The following is an 18093-nucleotide window of genomic DNA, read 5'->3' on the forward strand; positions in this document are numbered from 1 at the left end:
TTTCTTTGTTTTACTAGATTCTCCTGATTAACTTTTCAAGAGCCGAAACCTTAAGTTCAGAATACCCTGGCACACCCCTTTTATGATCATCATCCCCGCTATATAGATTACCGCAGTAAATATAATCGCTCCATTTCTGCCTACAGGCTTAAACCAGCTGGTGTCATTAGGGATATAAACTGCGCCCAGCCCCAGGGAAAGTAGAGTCATTCCAATTCCGAGGATCAAAACAATGAGAGGAGGCCATTTAATCAGCCACACCCCTGCGATGATTGTAATTAACAGAAACCCTTCCATTAAAAAGATGGCTTCTTCTCTATGTATGTAGCTTTGATATTCGTACAAATGGAAAAAGAATGGAACGGGCAACAGCCACAGGATAACGGTAAACCACTTCATACACTCACCTCTTAACCTTAATGAATTTCAATATAGAGTGAATTTTAATCCTTCCCCTTTAACTGCTTCACCTGTTTTTCTAAACTTTCCACTTTCTCCTCCAGCTCTTTATTTGGCTTTCCCATTCTTGCCGCCATCCCCCGGGAAAGATAGACGATAGATAAGAGCATAACGATGAAAAACAATACCAGCCAAATGATGATATCCATACTCCAGCTCCCCTTTGATAGTTGGTAATACCAATTATTTCAAATCTCATCATACGTCTCAACCTTTTTTCAGAAAATGTTGACATTACTTGAGCTCCTCTATAGAATGGCATAATATTACATATTTAGTAATGGTTGAACTATGGAGGGGAGATAAATGAGTGATTACACAAAACAACAAACGTTCTGGGGAACTTTTTTCTTGATAAGCTCTGCTCTTTGTACCGCAGGAAGTAATGTCTATTATTCCAATATGGTGCAGAACATCAGCCCTTTCACGTTCACGTTTATCAGTTTTTTATTGACCGCCATACTATTTCACGCTCTGCAATGGTATTCACCAATCAGGAGACATAGCGGCTCTTTTATAAACTGGAAAACCTTAATAGGCATTAACATTAGTACGGCTGGTGCCTTTATGAGCTTCTACTTTGCTTTGAAGTACATAGAACCAGCAGTCGCAGGCGCTATAGAAATCGGTGCGGCTCCGGTTTCTTCTCTGCTGTTAATGAAAGTTCTGCAGCGGCAGCAGGTAAAGTGGATTGACCTTAGTACGGGGACTGGTGCACTTATTGGTAGTCTTTTTCTAATTATGGCAGCATTACAAGGAAAGTCTGGATTTGGGTCTGTTCCTATGCCTTTTACGGCGGCGGGTCTTCTCGCTTCGATTATGTGTGGTTTTTTCGCAGCATTGGCAGCTATATATTCAAAGAAACTAAGCGATGCCCGGTGGAGTTCCACTCAAATATTAGCTCACCGCTTTTATGTGATCATCATACTTTCTCTTATGCTTTCGCTTCAGCAGGCGAGTTTATTTGAACAGGTTCTCACTCATTGGAGAGGGCTGCTTACAGTCACTTTCACTGGAGTTATCCTCCCGTTATATTTCCTGCAGCTGGGAATTAAGCGGTCCGCTACATTTTTTGTTATGATGTCACTTTCTTTTATTCCTGTTTTTACTTTTGCTTTTCAATTCCTTGATCCGAGGATTACAGTTTCTCTGCACTCTCTTGCAGGAATTATTATCATTCTAGCGTTTGCCTCATTAAGTGTGTACACGAACCACCGCAGAACAGCAGCTATTTCGAACACCCAGCAAAAAGCAGTATAAACAATTTTACAAAAGGAGATTTCATCATTGAGGAAGCTATTAATCATATTCACTTTAACTTTATCAGCCGCGTGTCAGGCGGACGAAGCCGAACCCGTTACCCCGGAAAATAAGGAGGTGGAGCCTCTCAGTGAGGAGCCGTCTGTATCCCTTACTTATGACGGGGAAGAAATTAACACAAAAGATATCAAAAGCTGTTTTATAAATGATTGTAGCGAAGAATCGGCTTATGTGGATGAAATCAATCACGAAGAATTTTCAGATGGCGTGGAACCCTTTCAAGTAGAAGAGGAAGGTCAAATTAATGTCGAAGTTGAAGGAGAAGAGCCGAGCCAAGTTGGTTATTCTGTCCAATACGAACATGGCGGCTCCACTACTTCGGAGGATCATACATTAGAAGGCGGTGAAATCCCGGTACACGGTGCACGGGATGAGAAGTTCTTTTTAACAGTAAATTGGAACGACGACAACGGTGAGTTTCAAGGTGCCGTTTCGAAAGCTTTTCAGGTAACAGCAGAATAATCCTTACAGGCCACATTCCACGATTAGGAATGAGGCCTGCTTTATATCATATTAAACCCCTGCGAGTTCTTGTTTAAAAGCTCCCATGTTCTCGACCAGAAAGTCCACATACCCCTCGACTTGATCGATGGTTGTATAAGGGGAAATGGAGAAAAATTTATGAGCATAGACTGGCATTCTTTCATCAGAACCTTTTGCTTCCACCAGCCTCTGTTTCGACGTATTACCGAAATAGACAGTCTCACGTTTCTCACCAATTACTTCAGCAAACCTGCTGTTAAATTCATTGATTTCGACAATCTCATCCTTGGTCAGCAGCCCTTCCCTTTCCTCCAGCCAGCATACGGTTTTAGGATAGAAACGAAATGTAGTAATGGGAGAAGGCGAATTGGTTACAGATGCATTCGGCAATCTTTCTTGAAGCTGTCTTCTAAAGGCAAGGTTTACTTCAATATAGTTCGCGAGTAGAGTTTGATATCCTTCCATTCCCATCGCCAGCAACTAAGCGTAAATCGGGATCGAGCTGCCGGCCCGTGAGCATTCCAAAGTGTAACTTGTATGGTAGCTGCCGTAGCTCCGATTGCCGACATACGGGGTCTCTTCATGATCAAGGTCAACGTGTGAAAAGTCTGCTTTATTCTTTACTAAGAACAGACTGGACGTATAAGGAGTCTGCCCGAGCTTGTGAAAATCAAACACAAGACTATCGGCCAGGCAGATGTTTTTTAATTTAGATTGATAGCTTTCCAGCACATAAAGAACCTCTCTATTAAAACCGAGCGGATTCTTCTCAAAATCGTAATCATTAAAAAAAGTGTACATGCCCCCCATCGCCGCATCTGCGTGAATAAACACAGGGGCAAGAGCATACGCAGCCTCCAGGTCCTCAGCTGCTTTTTTTATAGCTTTTACATCATCTATGCCAAAGGTGTCCGTAGTTCCTGTGCTGGCTAAAATATAAAGAGGATGCCCTCCTTTTAACACAACTTGTTCCATCTTCTCCTGTAAATCATCGGTGTCCATCGAATGATCCTCTTTCACTTTCACACGAATAAGGTATTTCGTCCCAATACCGACGGCTTCCATAGATTTATACAAGCTGTAATGTGCAAGTTCCGAACAGAAACAGTACAGGTTCCGCGGCACACCTTCTTCATTTGAATCTGGGAACTGTTTCGCTACAGCAAGACGCAGTGAATTGAAGACAGCTCCCTGCCCTCCCCACGTTGTGTAGCCTCCGCTATTGTCAGCGTCATAACCTGCCAGCTTTGAAAGCATGCTCGTTATTTTCACTTCAGCCATGGCAGCCCCTGAGCCTTCTACATCCCAAAGGTTATTCCCATTTAACAGGACCATGATTAGATTCCCAAGAATCCCAGGTATGTTAGAAAGAGGAGCGGCGTTCGCCACATAACGGCTGTTCACATAGCGGTGTCCTTCCGCCAATTCCGTAAGCTGCGTAATCACCTTTTCAATGGACATTGATTCATCTGGAATAACTGCTTGTTGACTCAGATGATTATAAAATGAATCCATAGATTCAGGTGCCTCACCTAAAGTTAATTTTGCTGGCTCCTTCAAATTATCGATGTTTATTAACATCTGATTGATCTGCTTCATCAGCTTTTCTCTTTCTGCAGAGCACCCATCTTCACTTGGATAGTAGGCTTGAATACCTTTCATTTGTGGTCCTCCTATTTGATTGTAGGTCGATGTATGTAGTTCACGTTTACTATACTAAAATTTAGTTTAATTTACCATTAGATCCAAAATTTTAAGTAATTTTACACAGGCCACCTTAACAATAGGCGAATTATGTCGATAAATCGTTTGAATGCTTTTGTATTAACTAATGTGAGGAGCAGGCAAATAATGAGAGGTATTGTGGTCGATAAAAGAAAATACAAGATGGCGATTCAAGAACAGGAAAAAGAATTGTGTGTCCAAGTATTTGGCTTAATTCGTGCGGATGATGCAGAAGAGTATCTCGCCGACTTACAGGAAACAGTCAGTCAAGTGCCTAAAAATTCTTACACCTTAGTTATTGATGGCACCCACCAGACAACTGTCCCATCAAAAGTCGTACCCCAGCTTGATCAAACGCTGCAATTTTATATGAATTTGGGATTTAAAGATATTAAAATGATTTATCCATCGTCTAAAATTGCTCAAGTCCAATTGCGAAACGCGCTGGAACGTGTTCAGTTTCATGGTGACGTGGTCAGCCAATAACCCATATGGAGGGAAAACACATGCTTCAAAAGCAGAGACTATATACCAATCAAATTATAAAAGTCGAAGATCACAACCTGATTCATCAGGCTGCGGATTGCCTGACACGTTCATTTATCGGTCTGGAGACCGCAGGTAAATGGGTGCAGGAGCCAATGGTCGGACTGTTAGATATCCAGTATGAAGACTTTTATGCCTTTACTAAAGAATATATAGAAGCAGTCGTAGAACAGGGTTACTGCATCGCCGCAGTTGATCACGACGGGCAGGTCGGCGGTGTACTGGCCGGAGATACAAATGCACCAGAAATTATTGGCGAGGATGTATTTGAGGGAAGCTTCAAGGATATGAATGTAATTCTGAGTGTACTTGAGGACGTGGATCTGCAGTTTATTGAAGACTTTAAGAAACGTAATAACCGAGATATAGGAGATCGTGAGCTTCTGCATTTGTTCATGCTGGGTGTAACAGCCGAGGAAGAGCGCCACGACATCATTCAAGATCTCGTCCACACACTGCTTGAGAAGGCAGAAAGCGAAGGCATCAAAGCCGTTTATGGAGAAGCTACAAATAATAAATCCATTCGTGTGATGGAAAAGTATCACAGTTTCAAAAAATATGTAACGATCGATAACAAAGTCATCACCCATCACTACAGCAGGAATGAACGTCTGAAGGACATACCGCCATCCCTTTCAGAAGGAACGACACTTATTATTAAAGAATTGTAATTAACACGGAGGAGAGAATAGCCAATGATGCTCTATATCAGTTTAGCTGTAAACGTCATTCTGCTTCTGACGACCGCCTTTTTTGCTGTCCGTTACACCAGGCTGAAGCAGAGAGACGAATATAAAACACAAGAAGACACGATTCCGTTCCACGAGAATCCTGCCGATACTACCGTTAAAGACGACCTCCAGGAATTGAAGCAGCTGATTGAAGCAAGAGGTGCTTCTCTTATAGAAAAAGGGAATGACGCTTCTGAAAAAGCGGATATCGTACGTGCCGCCATGGATGAAGTCGGCAAGGGGCTTGTGAGTCAGCTGACGGCCACAGAGGAAAGCTCTGCTGCATTGGAACAAATGAGTTCTGCCATAATCGAGTTGTCCAATCACTCATCTGACATCTCAGACCAATCCACAATGGCCCTCGAGCTTACGCAAAAAGGTCATAAGCAAATTCAGGACTCTGTAGTAAAAATGGAGAGCTTGAATCAAACCGTCACTACTACGTATGACGTTGTAAAAAACCTTGGCGTGAAATCCCAGGAGATCGGCTCCATTGCCAAAGTCATTACAGACATTTCTGGACAAATCAATCTCCTTGCTCTCAATGCAGCCATTGAAGCTGCCCGTGCAGGAGAACATGGAAAAGGATTCGCAGTCGTCGCCGACGAAGTAAGAAAGCTTGCTGAACAAACGAAGAATTCATCCGATCAGGTGACGAGTATCGTCGACGGTACCCAGCAGGAAACCGAAGCAGCGGTAACATCTATGGAAAAAGGATTAAACGAATCTGAAGAAACAAACCGCTCTATTGAAGAAGTGGGTCAGCTGTTTGAAGAGATTTTAACTTCAAATCAGCACATTGCCAAAAACAACGAAAATACATCAGTTTCTACATCTGAAATGTCCGCCAGTGTTCAGCAGATTGTTTCTTCTGTAGAGCAAGTGACGTTCATCTCTCAGGAGTCAGTAGAAATGTTTGAGGAACTGACGGACATTAGTGATGATGAACTCGCCACCATGGAGAATTTACTGCATGAAGCTGAATCGTTTCAAGAGGTCAGTGGATCCGTAAATAAAGAGCAGGACAAAAAACCACAGCAGTCAATAAATCAACCAACTGCATCATAATAAAGAAACAGCCGGCAGACTGCCGGCTGTTTCTTTATGACTTGGATAATAGAGTTAATTGAACGCAGAACAAATGAAACCATTTACCAGGATAATAATAATTTTATTTATTATTTTTAATATAGTGACGGCCGCCTAAGACACCTAAAAAAATTACAATTATCGCTGCGATTATGGATATATCCATAGTTTCACCCCTTCACGCTTTCAGTCTGTGTATCCATTATCACAAAATCAATAGATACGCTGAGGTCAGTGCTCCCTTCTAAAAAGCTCCGGAACCTCCTCCGCCGCCTCCGACACCAGTTCCGCCACCGCCAGCTCCAACCCCCGTTGAAGCTGTGACAGCCGTATGCTGTTCAGCCGAATCGAAGCTGTTATGCAATGCGGCTCCAAGTATTATGAAGATCATCCAATCGTTACTGGCAGAGGATAAAGCCGGCGTGTTCTTTGTTAATAAGTCCCAGTTACCTGAGCCGATTTGGTAGAGCAGCGCGGGAACCTGATCTTCTTTGTCCCACGCTTTCCATTCCTCACCTTGTGTAAGCGGCTGAAGGTCCTTCTTAATTCTATGTCCTTCCACCGTCAACGGCTGATAAGCAATGGCAAAGAAGAGGAAAAATATGAGCAAACCAATGGCAGCAGCCATCCACATAAAGAATCCGTAATAAGGAAACAGAATAACGAACGGCAGCGTCATCAATGCGGCGATTCCAGAAATCCATCGTGGTTTTCCGGAGGTTACATATAAATCATACTGCTTATACTCTTTTTTTACTGCAGCGCACCAGGTATTATATTGGCTCTGATAACTTTCGTGGTTATCCTCATCTTTTACATAAGCCTCCATCTCCTCGACATGGAATTCCCCATCATGACCAATTTCATCGAACAGCCAATGGATCAATATACTTTCATGCTCATATTCCGTATTTCGGTGAATCAGTTTGAATTCTTTCTCTGACACTTCCTCTATATTTCCTTTTCGTACCAGATCAAGTAAAGCAGCAGTCAACGCTGAAGTCGACAATTGCCCGTGTTTCATAAACGCAATCATAGCCGGCAGACTCATTGATTCTTTCGGGAACCGGCCGCCTCCGCTGCTCTGCCGTTCCGCTTCACGCAGGACTTCCTGTCTTTTTCTATAACCATGAACTATCAGTAGCAGCGCCGCTGCCGCTAAACTGCCTGTAATAAATGGAGCTAACCCTCCCCAGCGGTCCTGCTGCGCTTCTCTCGCCATCACCTGATCTCTTAAAGCTTGTTCCTCTGCTTGAATCTCATTCAGCATTTGGGTCTCACTCGTTAAAGGAACACCCTGGAAAAGACCAGCATCATAGACGACCCGGACATTTCCTTTCTCTCCACTTGGAACCTCTCCAAGCTCAAACGTTACTCGACCGTCTTCTTGTATTCGTTCAGTATTATAGGCTTCATGCTCACCATATGCAGCTTTAACCTCCGCTGCTTCAGGCGGTTCAATCGTTATGGACATATTTTCATACGTCGATTCATTGCTGTCATCAAAAAACGGCCAATAAAAATCTGCCACATCTTCATAGACATTCAACCCATTTTCAATCGTGTAGAACAAATCGATGCTCACTGTTTCATCGGAGCCGCTGCGGTGTACCTTGTACAGCTCATCTTCTTGTTCGATATCTAAATTTGTTCCATTTTCAGAAGCACGCACATTAGAAATGGAAGTGTTTTCCTTTGGAATAAGGGTCCGGGTAATGCCATTAAACTCCCCGTCAAAACTGTATTCATGAGTTTCTTTAACTTCAACCCCGCCGTCTGTCTTTAAAACAGCTGTGATTTCTGTGTCATTGATTTCATAATCCACAGCGAAGACAGAAGCCGGCATTAAGATAAAGAGGAAAAAGAACAATACAATTGTTTTCTTCAAATTCGTCACCTGCTTTCTCCCTTTTCTACGTGAGAGACAATGAAAAGGTTTCATTTTTCCAGGCAGAGCCAACGACCCCTGTACTACTTTTGATGCTGCTCCAGCCTGCGCTTCTCTGCTAAAAGCTCCTGAAATTCTTCTTCCAATTCCTCTGAGGGTTCAATGCTTAACCGGCCCAGGACTTCCGATATTTTCGTTTGGAGGACAAGCTTCTCATCTTCCGCGGGGTCCCGTTCCTTTTCCTGCTTTTTATTTTTAAATTGATGATAGGTTCCTTCAAAAACTTCGATTGCCTGATGGCGGATGGACAGGATCCGTGTAGCAATATTTTCAATAAACCGACGGTCGTGGGAGACGAAGATCACCGTGCCCTCATAACCCTGCAAAAGAGATTCGAGAGCACTGGCAGCTTCGATATCAAGAAAGTTCGTGGGCTCATCTAAAATCAACGTGTTGATATTGCTTAAAAACAGCTTCGCCAGTGCGGCTTTCACCCTTTCTCCTCCACTTAATACGCGGACTGGCTTATATACGTCATCCCCGTAGAAATAAAGTCTGGCCAGCACTGTTCTGATCACAGTTTCATCCTGATTGGAGGTGGAACTTACGTTTTCCAGGATGGACTGATCTACGTTTAAAATGTGTAAATCTTGACTAAAATAACCTATTTTCATGGATGGAGTTTTGGTGATTCCGTCGTCTCCATTGATAATCTTCTTCACAAGCGTTGTCTTTCCGCACCCGTTTGAGCCGATAACTGCGATTTTATCGCCACCGCGCACATTAAACCTTGTACGGCCCCACAGCAGCCGTTCCCCGACAAATCCCGAAACATCTTCTGCGCGGAGAATTATTTTCCCTTTGAACGTCTTTTTATTCGGCAGATTCATTTTTACGGGCGGGGTTTCTCTTACTTTTTCAACCTTCTCCAGCTTCTCCAGACGTTTCTCAATGGCTTTTCCTGTCTTCTGAAGTTTCTTCTGTTTCTTCGCAAAATAAGGCTTCGCTCCGGTTATTTTCGCTTCTGACCGACTCACATTTTGTGGTGTTTTCGTCGCTCTATCGGCTTTTTCTTCTTTAAGCTTCAATGCTTCTTCTAACTGTTTTTTCTTCGCCTCATATTTTTCATAGGCCGCCTGCTGGTGACGTTGTTCAAGGTCCTTCTGTTCTGCATAATCGCTGTAGTTTCCGGAATACTCATTGATTTTCCCTTCCTCGATTTCCCATACCTTTGTACAGACGGCATCGAGAAACGCCCGGTCATGGGAAACAATAACAAAAGCTCCTTTCCAGTGAAGCAATTTTTTCTCAAGCCACTCCATGTGTTCTGTATCAAGATGCGTCGTCGGTTCGTCTGCCAGTAAAACTCCAGGTGCCTTAATAAGTGCTTGATTAATATACTCCTGTGTGACCTCTCCGCCGCTTTTGACAGCATCCGTCCTCTTTAACTGCGGCAGCACCCCCAATTCCACGTGCCTGATCACGTGTCCTTCTTCAGTTGTAATTTCTCCTGCAAGCACGTTCAACAATGTCGTCTTTCCACTTCCGTTTTGGCCAACGAGTCCGATACGGTCATTTTTGTAAATGTGGATGTGGTCGAAATCGAGAATTAAACGGTCTTTCACATAATGTTTTACGTTCAGCGCTTCTAATAAATGCATACGATCTTCCCCCATTTTCGTAATCCGGGGCACAAAAAAAGCCCCCTATCCGCGTTCAGAATAGGTGGCATAGATATAGGTGGACATCAAAAGGAGACACCGCTCCCTTATTCGTTCAACTATAGAAATCCCAATCCTATTCTGAAAACTACGATTGAAGGCAGCATAAAACAGACAGAAACATTCTTCTGTAATCTACATGCTCTTCAATTCATGGCTTTCGTAAAATAGGATTAGTACTTCATCTAGTTGGGTCACCCTTCCACTCATTAGTTACCGTTACTTTATACGATATGTGAAAAAGTGTCAAATGACTTTTTTCATCCTTTATAACTAATTTCACCTTTTTCAAGCAATTCCTTAAGCCCCATAAACATTAAGTTCCAGCCGTGCTCCAGGCCATCATGGTTCTCGCCAATCGCTTTTTCAATATCTTCGGTCGTCCAGTTTTCTTCATGGGGTACTTTGATTTCGTGGGTGAACTTCATTTCACAGCCTTTCTCAACTTCTTTTAATTCTACAGTGATCGTATCTTCATACTCACTCATTTGCGGCATTTTAAACGTAAACACTAATTTATGAGGCGGTTCGATTTCCATATACTCTCCTACAGCTCTGTAATCCACACCGTTGCGGTGGTCCACGATTTCCCATGTTCCACCTACAACAGGGTTGTTCTCAGCCACTTTATTCGTTGCTTCCAGGGTGAACAGCCACTTCCTCATGATTTCAGGATTCAGCCATGCGTCAAATACTCTTTCAGCAGCCGCTTCAAACGTCCTTGTCATTACTAAATAAGTTGTTGAATATTCCTCCATAGTACCACTCCTTTGTTAATGTTCTTTCTTTTTCGCTTTGAGTAATTCTTCTTCCAGTACGTCAAACCTCTTCGACCAAAACCTTTCGTACATGTTCAGCCATGCAGTGATTTTCTCTAAAGAGCCGGCATTCAGCCGGCAACTATGGACTCTGCCCTTTACACTCCTCTCTACAAGGTTCGCTCGTTCCAGCACTTTAATATGCTTGGACACTGCAGCGAGCGACATATCAAAGGGGACAGCCAGCTCCGATACCGTGCTCTCTTTCTGAGACAGCATGTGAATCATTTCTCTTCTCGTTGAATCAGCAAGGGCATGGAAGATCGCATTTAATTCTTCGTCGTTATTATAGTTAACCATATAGTTAAATATATAAGATTACCCATTTATATTCAACCGTTTGGTTAATTAAAATATGCAGACAAATAAAACGCCATCCCCTATCCGGAATGGCGTCAATTCATATACTGCTTTTTATTTATTCCCGGGAACCGGTGCCTCTGGTGAAATCAAGTTTTGTTCACGCATGTCCTGCCAGAATTCAGCCGGAATGATAGTCTCAAGAGCAGCCTGATCCTCTTCAATCCGCTCAGGACGGCTGGCACCGGGGATAGCAGCCGCAATAGCTGGATGAGCCAGCGTAAACTGCAGTGCGGCTGCCTTCACGCTGATGTTATTGCGCTCCGCTATACTTTTGATTTTCTCAACTCTTGAAATCATCTCTTCAGGTGCCTCCTGATACTCGAAGTGACTACCTCCTGCGAGCACACCCGAGTTATACGGACCGCCGGCTACGATACTTACATTTTTCTCTACGGCATTCGGCAGTACTCGCTGCAGGGCTTTGTCATGATCAAGCAGCGTGTAACGGCCAGCCATTAAGCTTACATCTGGATTAGCTTCCTCGAGCTCCATTGCAATTTCGATCGGTTCGACGCGGTTCACACCGAGCCCCCAAGACTGAATGACCCCCTCTTCACGAAGGCGGGTCAGCTCACGAAAAGCCCCTTTACGCGCTTCTTCAAATTTGGACAGCCAATCATCCCCATGGAAATCCTGAGCAATATCATGAACATAAACGAAATCCAGGCGGTCTGTTTTCAATCGTTCGAGACTCTGCTCAATGGAACGAAGAGCAGCATCACCACTGTAATCAGTGACAACTTTATTATTTCGCCCGTGTGCAAACAAACCTCCGTCCGACGGCTTCTCCTCCTCATCGAGCATATACCGGCCTACTTTCGTGCTCAACACATACTCATCACGATTATGCTTTGATAAGGCTTTTCCAAGTCGGAGCTCTGCCAATCCTGCACCGTAAAACGGAGCGGTGTCGAAGTAACGGATACCATGATTCCAGGCAGCCTCCACGGTTGCCATAGCTTCTTCTTCCGGAATATTACGATACATATTGCCTAAAGGTGCCGTACCAAATCCGAGTCTTCCCTCTATTAAATGTTTCATTTTATAAACCTCCAGTTCATTTTCTATTTAATGGATAGCCATTACTTATTTATCCTTCTATATTAATTATGAAACCTATAGGCTGTTTAGAGAAGAACGCACTTTAAAGTATCATAGGCACTCAAAAGTAATATAAGGATGCCCCTCCATAAAATACAGAGTCGATTAATGTTTAGTCTGTTCGTGCGTGGGAATTATGTAATAAATAGATTAAGGTGGGTCTAGAAGAGCCGGAGTTTCGTTTACCACTATTTTAGCGATTATTTCGTGCTTGGAGCAGTTTCTTACGTATTAGATGATTTATTTATCTATCCGAAGACCACGAATAGGGTCGCATCCACTGCAGATGCAGGGATAGCCATCATCATTATAGCCATTGTAGGTTCAAGTCTGGGAAATCCAGATCAATCCTTTTCGGTTTCAGCAGGCGTTTTAGCCGGAATTGTTCTAGGAGCTGGAGAATTTTTCTTCCACAATTATATCGCTAAGGAACCCGAGCTTCGTGCCTCTTTTAACTATTAATAATTGTCCTGCAGCTTATGTTTATTACTTCCTACACGCGGGAAAAATTCAATATAACCCAATTCCAGAAGAAAGGATGAACACTATGTCAAAAAACACACAGTATCAACCTGTAAGAGGAAATGGGATCGACGTATCGGACGCTCAGGAAGTCCGCTACTCGAAAGAATTTAAACAGGCGGATAAAGCAGGTGGATACCGCAAACCAAATGTAAACGAAGCAAAAAAGGAAAACCCTGACTTGAAATAATATAAATATCAAAGCGCGAGTTTCTAGGGGCTGAAGGTGGATGCCACTCTTTTAAAAAAGAGATCCACAGTCTGGGAATTTATAATTTCATAGACCATAACTAAAGCAGCTTTTCAGGAAGCTGCTTTAGTTATTTATATGTTTTCCATATGTAAGCCGTATGTCCAAATCAAGTCATACCCCAGCCAGAAAAGGTAGGGAATCAGGATTACAAAAGAAAATAGATCCACTTTTTTCAGCGTATAAGCTAATCCTGCGACGAGCATAAGAAAAGGGATTAAACTGATAAAACCTAAAAACGTACTTTTCAATCCGAAAAACAAGTAATTCCACACTTCGTTTCCCGCCAGCATCCCTATCGTTAATAGAAAGGCTGTCTTTCGCCGCTTAGACTCCGTAAAATTTACAAGCTGCCTGTATACTATGGTTCCAGCCATAATGTAATAGAGAATTCCTACCACTATAAATGCCCACAGAGGAACAAGGTACCACGGTTTTTCGAGTTCCATATACCACTCTATTATGGAATTTCCTACAAAAGCATTCCCTAAAACCGCGAAGGTCATTACTGTCAATAAGCTGGTAAGTAACTGTTTAATATAATGTCCCCCTAAGTTATCAAGCCTGCTTGCTGTCCATGATATTTTACATAAAACCTCAAGATTAACCAAAGCGGATGAATCTTAAAAAGAGTTCTATTTCTTCAACCCAGAGCCACATAAAGAAAGGACAACGAGCTCATTTGAATCGACCAGCTGTGGTTGATAAGTTCGATATGCTGCATACGTCGCAGCTGTAGTAGGTTCTACATAAAACCCTTTACCCGCCAGCTCTTTCCTTGCAAGAACAATATCCTGTTCCGGAGCCACTATGATTGTTCCTTTCGTTTCCCTTACAGCCTCAATAATCTGATCGCCCCTTTGGGGATCAGCGATGGCGATTCCTTCCGCTTGAGTATGCGAGGTCTCCACCAGTGATACCTTTTCGTTGCTGTGAAAGGCATCCGCAATTGGCGCACACCCTTCCGACTGGACAGCAATAATTTCTGGAAGTTTGTCTGTAACGCCGGCACTCTTTAAATTTTGAAAACCGATATATGCTCCTAATACAAGTGTTCCATTGCCTACAGGAAGAATTACCTTATCAGGGACTTCGTAATCCAGCTGCTCCCAAATCTCAAAAGCAAATGTCTTCGTCCCTTCATAGAAAAAAGGATTATAGACGTGACTGGCGTAAAAAGCTTTTTCCTCCTCCACTGCTTTCTTAGCAGCCTCCGCTGTGTCTTCCCGTGAACCTTGGACCTTAAAGATCTTCGCTCCATGAGCCTCGATTTGGGCTAACTTTTTCTCCGACGTTGAAGAAGGCACATAAATGCGGCAGTCTAAGTTTGCACGTGCACAGTAGGCAGCGACCGCAGTCCCTGCATTGCCGCTGCTGTCGGCTATCACTGAAGCTGCTCCTAGTTCCACTGCTTTGGCAATCAGAACAGCGGCTCCGCGATCCTTAAAAGAACCGGTCGGCATAAGGTAATCCAGTTTTACATAAAAATTGGGTTGCTCTCGCTCCAGAAGAACCAGAGGCGTCATTCCCTCTCCAAGCGTAACTTGAGAATAGGCTTCTGAATTATCAAAAGGTAAAGCTTCCTTGTACCTCCACATGGTTGATTGGCGTTTTATCAATTTTTCTTTCGGAAAGCTGACATCATATGATTTGATATTAAAGATACCTTCTTCCGGCCTCCACTGCTCCACATCTGGCAGGTATTCTTGCCCGTTGCCATCAATAAACCTATATTTCATTCTTCTTCGCTCCTTGTACAGGACAATTCCCGGGTCCCTAATTCTCGTTATTTCCATAATACCTTTTTGCTGGATTTCTGTAATGCCTTTAGTAAAACGGTTCCAGGATTGCAGCTGGAAAATATAGTGTCCCTATCCCAGCAGTGGATCCAGTGAGATGGTATTTAAAAATTGACAATTTAGTTTCATTAATGATTTTCGATTGACGCATAAAATAATCGCTAATAAAATGTGGTCACATTTCTGAGGAAACCCTCTGATGTGATCACTTTTTTAGAAAGGAGGAGGATGTCATGCTGTATCGTTCAGTGATTTATCTGACGGGGATGCTGGTTAACTTTTTTGGAGTGGCCTTATTAATTAATGCAACTTTAGGGGCCGGGTTTTGGACGGCTTTCTTTATCGGTGTTTCTGATCACCTTGGCTATACGGTTGGATTCTGGTATGGTGCCTTCCAGCTGTTGATTGTTTTCGTCAACGCTTCTTTAATGAAGCAGAAGCCCGAGACCCGGGCTGTGGTTCCGATACTTTTGGAAAGTATCATTTTGGACTTTTGGCTGGAAATTGTTTTTAGCCATGTAGATTTAGCCTCCGCTCCGTATGTACTGCAAGTAATGACTTTATTAGCAGGGGTCGCTTTTATTGGTCTTGGCGTAGCGATTTATATTCTGCCGCAATTCCCGCGGGCACCGGTGGACCAATTATTCCTGGCAGTGAGTGCCCGTTTCAACTTAAGCATCATGGTCGGACAGACCGTGGTGGCAGTGATTATGACATCTCTTGCCTTGCTCATCGGAGGACCTGTCGGATTAGGTACTATAGCACCGATGTTATTCCTTGGACCGGTCATTCAATTCTGTTATTTAAGAGCCTATCCTCTTTACTACAGATTTCACCCGCAAGGTAAACAGGTACAAGAAGAAGTCATTTAAGTCTTCCTATTATGGGAAGACTTTTTTTGTTGAGAAACCTTTCAGAAGAAGAAATTATCAAGTGGGGTAAGCTGGTCTCGATTTATGGGCGCTTATCGCCGTTTATGGGCCATTTCACGATTTTACGGGCGATAATTTCAACTTATGGGCAAATAGACAAAATTATGGGCAATTATGAAGATCGTTGTTTCTGTCTTTTCCTTCATAATGCCGTTTCCCGCTTTCTATTAATGCTGAGCAGGAAATCATCCACTTCTTGAGAGGAACACAGAAGAACGATCTCTTTTTCCAAAGCATGCTCGTTTAAGCGTTGGAGGAGACCGGGACGCTTCTTTTCAGGGTAATTCCATATCCATTTTAGAAACTCCCAAGAGAATCTTTCTTCACATCCCGGCGCCATATCCGGCCTCGTCTGCTTCCAGTATGTCACTACCCTTTTAACAGCACGGTACAAACACAAGATACGGGGCATATCCAGAAAAATTATCGTATCGGCTTCCCGAAGCCTAATGTCCATCGTAGCGCCGTAGTTACCGTCACAAATCCATTCTTTTTGCTGCACCAGTTCTGATTGTATAGACGCTTGTTCTTCTCTTGAAACCAGCTCCCAACCCGGCCTCCACATATACGAATCCAGATGGAAGACTTCGACATCAATTAATTTGGAAAGCTTTCTGGCCAGTGTTGATTTTCCTGCACCGCCTGAGCCAATGATCACTACTCTTTTCATATTAACTCCCCCTTTATCCTTCACTGCATCTGCTATGTAGTTCATTTCTTATTTCGCTAGAGACGCTGCCGGACGGCCAAACGCTTCTTCATTTTCAGTTCGTGACTTTACAATGAACAAAGATTCTCAACCTTCCACAGCTCCTGCTCGCTTCAGATTAAGAAAATAGAAAAAGAAATAGCTTAAGACTACAACAACCAAGTAAAAGAGCTCCGGATATAGTGCTTCCCCATTCAAACGAGGGTCACCCAGGTTAAATACATCAAAAAGAAAGTTTGTCAGTAAGAAAAGAAGGAGCACAGCCCAGCTCTGCACTACTGCTTTTTGTTTAATTCTCTGCTTGTTCTTATCATCGTTTCGTTTAAATATGTAATCTTTCTTACCTGTAAACCACCCTACAACCACTAACCAGATTATTGGAATGATTATGAGAGTTAATAAGATCTCCATATTATTTCTAACTCCTCCTTCAAACCTTAAGCTGTTAATAAATATTAATTCTTCACATGTTCAATCTCAAACCTCATGTGATCTAAGTCCCATTCATCACTTGACGTATTTTTTTCCACAATGATTTGAAGTTTGTCGCCTGCTTCATACTCATTAATGTTTTCAACTGGAATTTTGTAAATATTTCCTTTTCTTCTTCCATCCGGTTCCTTGTACTCTTTCATAACGAGCAATCTTTCTTCTGTCATTTTATCTTCTACAGTACCGGTAAATCTAAAGCTTTCATACCAATCGACGGTACGATCCTGAGAACAAGCCGTGAGAAACCCAAATAACAAAATGAACAGCTTCATTTTTCTCTGCAAACCATCTCCCCCTTTAATGGGTGGCGGAAACTAATCTACGTCCCAAATAGAAGAAGTCCACTCCGGAACAAAGACAAATAGTGAAGAAAAAAGTAACAACGGAGACAAGTTCAAAATGACTCTTTTGATCAGCGTCTAACTTACCCGAGGCTTTATTAAGCCAGGTAAAATTGTTTCTAACTCCAATAAGTCTTCAATTACCCGATCCGCCTGTTTGAGTTCATCTTCTTTAGCAAAATCAAAACGGCAGCCAATTGCGGTTAATCCGTTCTTCCTGGCCGCCTCGATATCTGAAAGACGGTCACCTACGACGGCGCCCTGTTCTAAGTTATATTTTTCTATAATAGCTTTGACTAAATCAGACTTATTTAAAGATTCGATCTGTTGAATGCTGTATGTTTCAGTCACCCAGACATCTAAATTATAATAGCCTACAATTGCATTTAAGTACTCTGTTAAACCGTTACTTGCTATGTAAATCGAATATCCCATTTCTTTTAGATACTTAAAGGCCCTTTCCACATTAGGATATAACATTCCTTTTCCACTTTTAATATTCCCGATAAGTTTTTCTAGAAAATATTCATCAACTTCTTCTCTAATTTCCATTGAATAATTAGGTAATAAAGTTTTCCAAACGATCGGAAGCGGCACTCCCATTATTTCGCGGTACGTATCCGTCGGGGTATCCCCCTTCCATATGCCTCTTTCTCTAAGGTGAGTAAATGTTTCCTCTAAGGACAACTCCAGTATTGTGTCAGTCTGAAATAAAGTCCCATCCATATCAAAGATGATCGCTCGTGACATTTCTTCAGCTCCCACCATTAAATTTTTCGATTTAATTTATCTTCTATTCTATTT

The 18093-nt window shown here is 42.7% G+C and carries 21 protein-coding genes and 1 pseudogene; 8 read left to right on the forward strand and 14 right to left on the reverse strand.

Annotated elements, in window-relative coordinates; translation table 11 throughout:
- Nucleotides 1-27 precede the first annotated feature (27 nt).
- Together LF822_RS16270 and LF822_RS16275 are read right to left on the reverse strand one after the other, a co-directional pair.
- Nucleotides 28-399: a hypothetical protein gene (locus LF822_RS16270; RefSeq protein WP_253925136.1), complete on the reverse strand. Its 372-nt coding sequence runs from the start codon at nt 397-399 to the stop codon at nt 28-30.
- A gap of 44 nt (nt 400-443) precedes the next feature.
- A complete protein-coding gene (locus tag LF822_RS16275) occupies nt 444-608 on the reverse strand; it encodes a hypothetical protein (RefSeq protein WP_253925137.1) in 165 nt (54 codons plus the stop codon).
- A gap of 157 nt (nt 609-765) precedes the next feature.
- On the opposite strand from LF822_RS16275, the gene LF822_RS16280 reads away from it, so the two are divergent.
- On the forward strand, nt 766-1719 hold the full coding sequence (locus LF822_RS16280; protein WP_253925138.1) for a DMT family transporter: 954 nt from the start codon (nt 766-768) through the stop codon (nt 1717-1719).
- 27 nt (nt 1720-1746) lie between these two features.
- Nucleotides 1747-2241 (forward strand): hypothetical protein, encoded by a 495-nt coding sequence (locus tag LF822_RS16285; RefSeq protein ID WP_253925139.1) that lies wholly within the window; start codon nt 1747-1749, stop codon nt 2239-2241.
- A 51-nt stretch (nt 2242-2292) separates the two neighbouring features.
- Here LF822_RS16285 and LF822_RS16290 read toward each other — a convergent pair.
- Nucleotides 2293-3924: pseudogene (locus LF822_RS16290) on the reverse strand (pyridoxal phosphate-dependent decarboxylase family protein).
- Nucleotides 3925-4113: 189 nt separating this feature from the next.
- On the opposite strand from LF822_RS16290, the gene LF822_RS16295 reads away from it, so the two are divergent.
- Genes LF822_RS16295 through LF822_RS16305 form a run of 3 tightly spaced genes read left to right on the forward strand, consistent with a single transcriptional unit; the run spans nt 4114 to nt 6332 of the window.
- Nucleotides 4114-4473, forward strand: a complete 360-nt coding sequence (locus LF822_RS16295) for a hypothetical protein (protein ID WP_253925140.1) — start codon at nt 4114-4116, stop codon at nt 4471-4473.
- Between the two features lie 20 nt (nt 4474-4493).
- Nucleotides 4494-5204, forward strand: a complete 711-nt coding sequence (locus LF822_RS16300; protein WP_253925141.1) for a hypothetical protein — start codon at nt 4494-4496, stop codon at nt 5202-5204.
- Nucleotides 5205-5228: 24 nt separating this feature from the next.
- On the forward strand, nt 5229-6332 hold the full coding sequence (locus tag LF822_RS16305) for a methyl-accepting chemotaxis protein (protein ID WP_253925142.1): 1104 nt from the start codon (nt 5229-5231) through the stop codon (nt 6330-6332).
- 265 nt (nt 6333-6597) lie between these two features.
- Here the strand turns inward: LF822_RS16305 and LF822_RS16310 are convergent, their stop codons facing one another.
- The 5 genes from LF822_RS16310 to LF822_RS16330 form a co-directional block, all read right to left on the reverse strand.
- A complete protein-coding gene (locus LF822_RS16310) occupies nt 6598-8250 on the reverse strand; it encodes a DUF2207 domain-containing protein (protein WP_253925143.1) in 1653 nt (550 codons plus the stop codon).
- A 74-nt stretch (nt 8251-8324) separates the two neighbouring features.
- The gene (locus LF822_RS16315) at nt 8325-9902 is read right to left on the reverse strand and encodes a Vga family ABC-F type ribosomal protection protein (protein WP_253925458.1); all 1578 of its coding nucleotides are present in this window, start codon (nt 9900-9902) and stop codon (nt 8325-8327) included.
- A 320-nt stretch (nt 9903-10222) separates the two neighbouring features.
- A complete protein-coding gene (locus LF822_RS16320; protein WP_253925144.1) occupies nt 10223-10720 on the reverse strand; it encodes an SRPBCC family protein in 498 nt (165 codons plus the stop codon).
- 15 nt (nt 10721-10735) lie between these two features.
- Nucleotides 10736-11080: an ArsR/SmtB family transcription factor gene (locus LF822_RS16325; protein WP_253925145.1), complete on the reverse strand. Its 345-nt coding sequence runs from the start codon at nt 11078-11080 to the stop codon at nt 10736-10738.
- A 114-nt stretch (nt 11081-11194) separates the two neighbouring features.
- Nucleotides 11195-12184, reverse strand: a complete 990-nt coding sequence (locus LF822_RS16330; RefSeq protein ID WP_253925146.1) for an aldo/keto reductase — start codon at nt 12182-12184, stop codon at nt 11195-11197.
- A 267-nt stretch (nt 12185-12451) separates the two neighbouring features.
- On the opposite strand from LF822_RS16330, the gene LF822_RS16335 reads away from it, so the two are divergent.
- Together LF822_RS16335 and LF822_RS16340 are read left to right on the forward strand one after the other, a co-directional pair.
- Nucleotides 12452-12706: a DUF2512 family protein gene (locus tag LF822_RS16335; protein ID WP_253925147.1), complete on the forward strand. Its 255-nt coding sequence runs from the start codon at nt 12452-12454 to the stop codon at nt 12704-12706.
- Nucleotides 12707-12791: 85 nt separating this feature from the next.
- Nucleotides 12792-12956, forward strand: a complete 165-nt coding sequence (locus LF822_RS16340) for a YfhE family protein (protein ID WP_253925148.1) — start codon at nt 12792-12794, stop codon at nt 12954-12956.
- A gap of 134 nt (nt 12957-13090) precedes the next feature.
- Here LF822_RS16340 and LF822_RS16345 read toward each other — a convergent pair whose 3' ends face one another.
- Together LF822_RS16345 and thrC are read right to left on the reverse strand one after the other, a co-directional pair.
- On the reverse strand, nt 13091-13627 hold the full coding sequence (locus tag LF822_RS16345; protein WP_253925149.1) for a TspO/MBR family protein: 537 nt from the start codon (nt 13625-13627) through the stop codon (nt 13091-13093).
- 24 nt (nt 13628-13651) lie between these two features.
- On the reverse strand, nt 13652-14755 hold the full coding sequence (gene thrC / locus LF822_RS16350; protein ID WP_253925150.1) for a threonine synthase: 1104 nt from the start codon (nt 14753-14755) through the stop codon (nt 13652-13654).
- A 293-nt stretch (nt 14756-15048) separates the two neighbouring features.
- Between thrC and LF822_RS16355 the strand changes: the two genes are divergently transcribed.
- Nucleotides 15049-15687: a YczE/YyaS/YitT family protein gene (locus LF822_RS16355; RefSeq protein WP_253925151.1), complete on the forward strand. Its 639-nt coding sequence runs from the start codon at nt 15049-15051 to the stop codon at nt 15685-15687.
- Nucleotides 15688-15889: 202 nt separating this feature from the next.
- On the opposite strand, the gene LF822_RS16360 is transcribed toward LF822_RS16355, so the two are convergent.
- From LF822_RS16360 to LF822_RS16375, 4 genes are all read right to left on the reverse strand, one after another.
- A complete protein-coding gene (locus tag LF822_RS16360) occupies nt 15890-16417 on the reverse strand; it encodes a DNA topology modulation protein (RefSeq protein WP_253925152.1) in 528 nt (175 codons plus the stop codon).
- A 126-nt stretch (nt 16418-16543) separates the two neighbouring features.
- Nucleotides 16544-16867 (reverse strand): hypothetical protein, encoded by a 324-nt coding sequence (locus tag LF822_RS16365; protein ID WP_253925153.1) that lies wholly within the window; start codon nt 16865-16867, stop codon nt 16544-16546.
- Between the two features lie 44 nt (nt 16868-16911).
- A complete protein-coding gene (locus LF822_RS16370) occupies nt 16912-17232 on the reverse strand; it encodes a hypothetical protein (RefSeq protein WP_253925154.1) in 321 nt (106 codons plus the stop codon).
- A 135-nt stretch (nt 17233-17367) separates the two neighbouring features.
- A complete protein-coding gene (locus LF822_RS16375) occupies nt 17368-18039 on the reverse strand; it encodes an HAD family hydrolase (RefSeq protein WP_253925155.1) in 672 nt (223 codons plus the stop codon).
- Nucleotides 18040-18093 lie beyond the last annotated feature (54 nt).

The organism is Halobacillus sp. A5 (genome assembly GCF_024189315.1).
Classification (GTDB): domain Bacteria; phylum Bacillota; class Bacilli; order Bacillales; family Halobacillaceae; genus Halobacillus_A.

Excerpts from the sequence above, each read along its gene's own strand:
- LF822_RS16270 (WP_253925136.1), bottom strand. The coding sequence starts at position 399 with ATGAAGTGGTTTACCGTTATCCTGTGGCTGTTGCCCGTTCCATTCTTT.
- LF822_RS16275 (WP_253925137.1), bottom strand. The coding sequence starts at position 608 with ATGGATATCATCATTTGGCTGGTATTGTTTTTCATCGTTATGCTCTTA.
- LF822_RS16280 (WP_253925138.1), top strand. The coding sequence starts at position 766 with ATGAGTGATTACACAAAACAACAAACGTTCTGGGGAACTTTTTTCTTG.
- LF822_RS16295 (WP_253925140.1), top strand. The coding sequence starts at position 4,114 with ATGAGAGGTATTGTGGTCGATAAAAGAAAATACAAGATGGCGATTCAA.
- LF822_RS16300 (WP_253925141.1), top strand. The coding sequence starts at position 4,494 with ATGCTTCAAAAGCAGAGACTATATACCAATCAAATTATAAAAGTCGAA.
- LF822_RS16305 (WP_253925142.1), top strand. The coding sequence starts at position 5,229 with ATGATGCTCTATATCAGTTTAGCTGTAAACGTCATTCTGCTTCTGACG.
- LF822_RS16315 (WP_253925458.1), bottom strand. The coding sequence starts at position 9,902 with ATGCATTTATTAGAAGCGCTGAACGTAAAACATTATGTGAAAGACCGT.
- LF822_RS16320 (WP_253925144.1), bottom strand. The coding sequence starts at position 10,720 with ATGGAGGAATATTCAACAACTTATTTAGTAATGACAAGGACGTTTGAA.
- LF822_RS16325 (WP_253925145.1), bottom strand. The coding sequence starts at position 11,080 with ATGGTTAACTATAATAACGACGAAGAATTAAATGCGATCTTCCATGCC.
- LF822_RS16330 (WP_253925146.1), bottom strand. The coding sequence starts at position 12,184 with ATGAAACATTTAATAGAGGGAAGACTCGGATTTGGTACGGCACCTTTA.
- LF822_RS16340 (WP_253925148.1), top strand. The coding sequence starts at position 12,792 with ATGTCAAAAAACACACAGTATCAACCTGTAAGAGGAAATGGGATCGAC.
- thrC (WP_253925150.1), bottom strand. The coding sequence starts at position 14,755 with ATGAAATATAGGTTTATTGATGGCAACGGGCAAGAATACCTGCCAGAT.
- LF822_RS16355 (WP_253925151.1), top strand. The coding sequence starts at position 15,049 with ATGCTGTATCGTTCAGTGATTTATCTGACGGGGATGCTGGTTAACTTT.
- LF822_RS16360 (WP_253925152.1), bottom strand. The coding sequence starts at position 16,417 with ATGAAAAGAGTAGTGATCATTGGCTCAGGCGGTGCAGGAAAATCAACA.
- LF822_RS16365 (WP_253925153.1), bottom strand. The coding sequence starts at position 16,867 with ATGGAGATCTTATTAACTCTCATAATCATTCCAATAATCTGGTTAGTG.
- LF822_RS16375 (WP_253925155.1), bottom strand. The coding sequence starts at position 18,039 with ATGTCACGAGCGATCATCTTTGATATGGATGGGACTTTATTTCAGACT.